The sequence below is a fragment of the Streptomyces sp. 8L genome (genome assembly GCF_020176795.1).
Lineage (GTDB): Bacteria > Actinomycetota > Actinomycetes > Streptomycetales > Streptomycetaceae > Streptomyces.
Genome location: NZ_JAIUKE010000687.1, coordinates 1 through 4,571, shown reverse-complemented (window position 1 = coordinate 4,571; position 4,571 = coordinate 1). Strand labels below are relative to the sequence as shown.

Annotated in this window: 2 protein-coding genes and 4 pseudogenes; 2 read left to right on the top strand and 4 right to left on the bottom strand. The window is 63.5% G+C overall.

Features of this window, described 5'->3' with window-relative positions; all coding sequences use genetic code 11:
- Positions 1–512: 512 nt before the first annotated feature.
- Both LCE31_RS37165 and LCE31_RS37160 read right to left on the bottom strand, forming a co-directional pair.
- A pseudogene (locus tag LCE31_RS37165) lies at positions 513–1,267 on the bottom strand (transposase family protein).
- A gap of 113 nt (positions 1,268–1,380) precedes the next feature.
- A pseudogene (locus LCE31_RS37160) lies at positions 1,381–1,509 on the bottom strand (IS5/IS1182 family transposase); the annotation flags it as partial.
- Positions 1,510–1,800: 291 nt separating this feature from the next.
- Here LCE31_RS37160 and LCE31_RS37155 point away from each other — a divergent pair.
- Positions 1,801–2,607 (top strand): acetoin reductase, encoded by an 807-nt coding sequence (locus LCE31_RS37155; RefSeq protein WP_225022461.1) that lies wholly within the window; start codon positions 1,801–1,803, stop codon positions 2,605–2,607.
- A 46-nt stretch (positions 2,608–2,653) separates the two neighbouring features.
- Here the strand turns inward: LCE31_RS37155 and LCE31_RS37150 are convergent.
- Together LCE31_RS37150 and LCE31_RS37145 are read right to left on the bottom strand one after the other, a co-directional pair.
- A pseudogene (locus LCE31_RS37150) lies at positions 2,654–3,419 on the bottom strand (transposase family protein).
- Positions 3,420–3,625: 206 nt separating this feature from the next.
- A pseudogene (locus tag LCE31_RS37145) lies at positions 3,626–4,060 on the bottom strand (transposase family protein); the annotation flags it as partial.
- Between the two features lie 82 nt (positions 4,061–4,142).
- On the opposite strand from LCE31_RS37145, the gene LCE31_RS37140 reads away from it, so the two are divergent.
- Positions 4,143–4,571 (top strand): winged helix-turn-helix domain-containing protein (locus LCE31_RS37140; RefSeq protein ID WP_225022459.1); only part of this gene is annotated, 429 nt, incomplete at its 3' end.

The following is a 4,571-nucleotide window of genomic DNA, read 5'->3' as shown; positions in this document are numbered from 1 at the left end:
GGATTCGACCTCCTCCGACACCGCATCCTGCTTCAATAACTGCCCACCGGCCGTCACCACCGACTACGGAACAGAGCCGCTCTTTTGACAGACCCGGACACGCGCGTACGACCCGCTACGCTTCTTCACTTGGAGAGTGCTTCTTTCCTTGCAGCTGACAGGAACCTCGACACGTCCCATCGTTGCAGGTCAGCAGCACTCTCCACTTATTTGATCAAAGCCTGGACGGCCCCACTCGCGAAAGCCCGAGGCTAGGGGTGAGGGCGTCGCAGAGGTGTACGACGCCGCCGGTCGCGGATCTGCGCTGGCGGGGGTGCGGTGAGTCGGCCGTTACGGCGGTCGTCGGCTACACAGAACAGGCAGCGCGGGTCTCCGGCGGCTGCTGGATCAAGCGGGGCTCCGGGGTGCCGGGCACAGCGGCTGCTCGAGCGGGGGCGGGACAGTTCGCGAGCGATGATGAAGGGCCTTGACCCTTGATGCTGGACACACGAGACACTGAGCTCTTTTCAACCTCACGTTGATGCGTGGTGAAGGACGAGGACGGCCTTCACGAAGTTGGTGATGCGGTTGGTGCTGCAGCGGAGTTTCCGCAGGAGCCGCCAGCCCTTGAGGGTGGCCATGGCCTGCTCACCGACACAACGGATCTTGGCGTGAGTGGTGTTGTGGCGGCGCTTCCATCGCTTGAGCCGGCGGTCTCGGAAGGGAACGCGGACGGGTCCGTCGGCGCCTTGATACGCCTTGTCCGCCCAGCATTTGAGGCCCGCATCGGTGAGCGCATCGATGATCCCGTGCTGCCGGGCGGCGGTCAGATCGTGGGCCGATCCGGGCAGGGCAAGCGAGGCCAAGAGCAGTCTTCCGAACGGATCGGCGAGGACTTGGATGTTCATGCCGTGGCGTTTGCGCTTTCCCGAGTAGTACGGAGTGTCGGCGGCGATCCAGTCGATCGATAGCAGGGTCCCGTCGAGGATGACGAACGCCATCTCCTGGATCGTCTTCATCGCCTCGGCCAGGGACGGCGCGAGAGCGGCCAGCACCTCGACGGCCTCACGTATGTAGCGGAACACGGTGGCGATCCCGATGCCGAACCCGGCCGCGAGCTGGGCATAGGTGTCACCGCACCGCAGGTGAGCCAGGACCAGCAGGGCCTACGTCCTGTCGGCAGGCGCCGCCACCGCGTCCCAATCTCCTTTTGTCGGGCGGCGAGCTGCCTGCTCAGGTACCGCAAGGCATGGCTGGACAGGTCGATCGACGACGGGTAGACAAGCACGGGAAGCTCCTGGCGGACACGGGTGATCTTGGTCGAGAACCCGTCTATCAGGAGCTTCGCTGTTACGCAGGGCCGTCCAACTCATGGTCAGTGCAACGAGGTTGGAAAGGGCTCAGTGCCTGTCGGCTGGCGCTCAGCCGACGCCATCGGCTACCGATCGAACGGCGACGTTCGCGCAGGCGGGCGCTGAGGAAGCGAAGATGCGAGCTGGACAGGTCCAGTCCGGACGGGTAGACAAGCACGTGGAGCCTCTGGCGGTACGGGAGATCTTGTCGTGACCCTGTCTACCAGGGGCTTCACTCGTCTGTCACGCCAACTGCCGCACTGACAGGGCAGAATGGAAAAGGCTCAATATCGGTGCCTGTGCAAAGACTTCTGGGATTTCTCAAAAACCGACCCCATCTGCGCGTGTCGGAACAAGTTAGCCAGAAGCTTTGTCGTAATGTCTTGCGTCAGGGGGCTGATGCTAACCGCGTCCGCCGAAGTACCCGATCATAGATCGATCGACAACAGTGCTAGAGAGGCAGAACGACATGGCGACAGACGAGACACGGGACGACAGGCCGAAGCGCGGCGCCATTGTCACCGGGGCCGCACGGGGCATCGGTCGGGCGATCGCGGAACGGCTAGGCCGGGACGGGCTGAATGTCGTGGTGGCGGACTTGCCAGCTATGCACACCGAAGCTCAGGCCGTCGCGGACGGTATTGCCGCCGCCGGTGGTCGGGCGTTCGCGGTTGACGTCGATGTCACTGATGAGCGGCAGATCCGATCATTGGTACAAGAATCAGTGTCGCACTTGGAACATTTGGACGTGTTTGTCGCCAATGCCGGGGTGGCAGGCGTAGTCCCTTTGCTGGAAATGACAACGGAGGAATTTGACCGGGTCCTGCGAGTGAATCTACGTGGTGCATTTCTGCAATATCAGGCCGCTGCCCGACAAATGATTGCGCAGGGGACTGGTGGAAAAATCATCGGAGCTGCGTCCATTGTCGCATATCGGCCATTCGCTCTGTTGGGTCACTACTCGGCTTCCAAGTGGGGCGTTCGTGGACTGACACAAGCTGCGGCGATGGAGTGGGCTCAGCACGGCATCACTGTCAACGCCTACTGTCCTGGAATTGTCGGCACTGCCATGTGGGACCTCATCGACGAGAGATTGGCGGAGGCTGAGGGCTTGGACAAGGGGGCAGCTATTCGCAAATACTCCGAGCAAATTACCCTCGGACGAGTTGAGGTGCCGGAAGACGTCGCTAAATTCGTTTCCTATTTGGCGTCACCGGACTCCGACTACATGACCGGCCAGTCAGTAATGATTGACGGCGGCGTACAGTTTGCCTGACCTGTTTCCGTTTTCATTCTAGCGAGTGAGGTTTTCTCAGCGAAGATCATTTCCAGATTCCGTTGAGGACGAGTGCGGCGCGGGTTATGTCGCCGATCCGGCTGGGACTGAGCGAGACGTGCTTGAGTGCGCGCCGGCATTCCTTGAGTTCTGCGGCTGCGCGTTCACCGCGGGCGTGCAGATCCCTGATCAGGGTGTTCGTCGTGCGGGTGTCGACGTGAAGGGCTTGTTCCGACTTGCCCCTGGGGCGGGACCGGGACGTGGATGCCGATACCGGCGCCGGTGTAGCCCTTGTCGGCGAGGGTCGGCACTCCGTCGGTGGCGGCCTTGTAGAGGGCTGGCAGGGTGTGGATGCGGGCGGCGATGATGTCGGGGATTGAGCCGGGTTCGACGTCGGAGATCCACAGCGGGGTTCCGTCCGGGAACGACAGGAACTGCACGTTGCCGCCGAATGCCTTGTGTTTCTGGCTGAACCACAGGTCGTTGCCGTTGTCGCGGACACCGGCCAGGCGGTCGGCGTCGATGAGGGTGCCGTCGAGGATTACATGTGTCATTCTCTCCCGCCGACAGCGGTTCAAGACCTCGTGCAAGTCGGGGGTCTGGTCGGCAAGGACGGTGATGCCTTCGTGAAGGTAGCGGTAACCGGTGGCCTGGGAGACGCCGGCGTCGCGTGCCAGGCAGTGCACGCAGGCATGTTCGCGGAACCAGCGCAGGACCAGCACGGCCTGGCGGAACGGGCCCAGGGCCCGTGAACCCCGCGGGGTGCGAAGCTGCCACCGGTGCGCGGCCAGCAACCGGGAGAGGTGATCCACGACGTGGCGCGGGACATCGAGCGTGGCAACATAGGTGACCGACGTGAAGCCTCTGGTTCAACGGACGATCTTGTGGTGAGAACCGTCCTACCAGGGGCTTCACGTCTACCCGCAGCCAGGATGCGTTCGCCCGATCCGTCCAGAGAAAAGTAGTTCACGACGTTTCGCGAAGATCATTTCGCTGAGAAAACCTCAGTGAACCTCTTTCATTCTGAATATTCGCAGGTCAACAGTGTGTGGATGGCTTGGACGGTGTGGCTGACGCGGCGGGTGGAGGAGCGTGCTCTCCGGTTGATGCGCCAGGACTTGAGCTGGGCGAAGGCGCGTTCGCCGGGGGCTCGGACTCGAGCGTGGTCGCGGTTGAACTCCTGGTAATGTTGCGGCTGTTCGCTGTGGTGGTGGTAGGGGGTGCGGAAGGTGGCGCCGGCGCCCTGGTGGGCGCGGTCTGCCGGCACGAGGATCTGCCGGGTCAGACAGGCCTGAACGATGCCGTGGGCGCGGGCCGGGGTCAGGTCGTGTGTGCGGCCGGGCGTCGCGCGGGAGAACCACAGGGGTGTGCCGTCGGGACGGGCGATGACCTGCACGTTCATGCCATGTTTCTTGTGCTTTTGCGAGTAGTACGGCTGATCGGCGCGGACACGGTCGGTGGCACTTAGCTACTGAGGTTGAACTCGTGGAGTCGTAGGGGCTGACGGCTCGTCGCCCGTGCGGTATCACCGGGGTATGCGGTATCCACAAGGGGGCGGGCTGACCGCCGAACGGCAGCAGTTCCGCGAGGAGTTACGGCTGAAGGCTGCCGAGAGGTTCGGCCAGGGCGAGGCATGCTCGGTGATCGCCAGGGACCTGCGGGTCAGCGTCCGTTCCGTGCAGAGATGGCGGCGGATGTGGGACGAGGGCGGTCTGCGGGCTCTGCGGTCACAGGGGCCGGCATCGTTGCCGAGGCTGAGCGAGAAGCAGTTCGCCCAGTTGGAGGCGGAGCTGGCCAAGGGGCCGGCCGCGCACGGCTGGGAGGACCAGCGCTGGACCCTGAGCCGTGTGAAGACGGTGATCGGCCGACGCTTCCACCTGACCTACACCATCCAGGGCGTCCGCAAGCTGCTGGTACGCAACGGATGGTCCTGCCAGGTCCCGGCCCGACGGGCCATCGAGCGG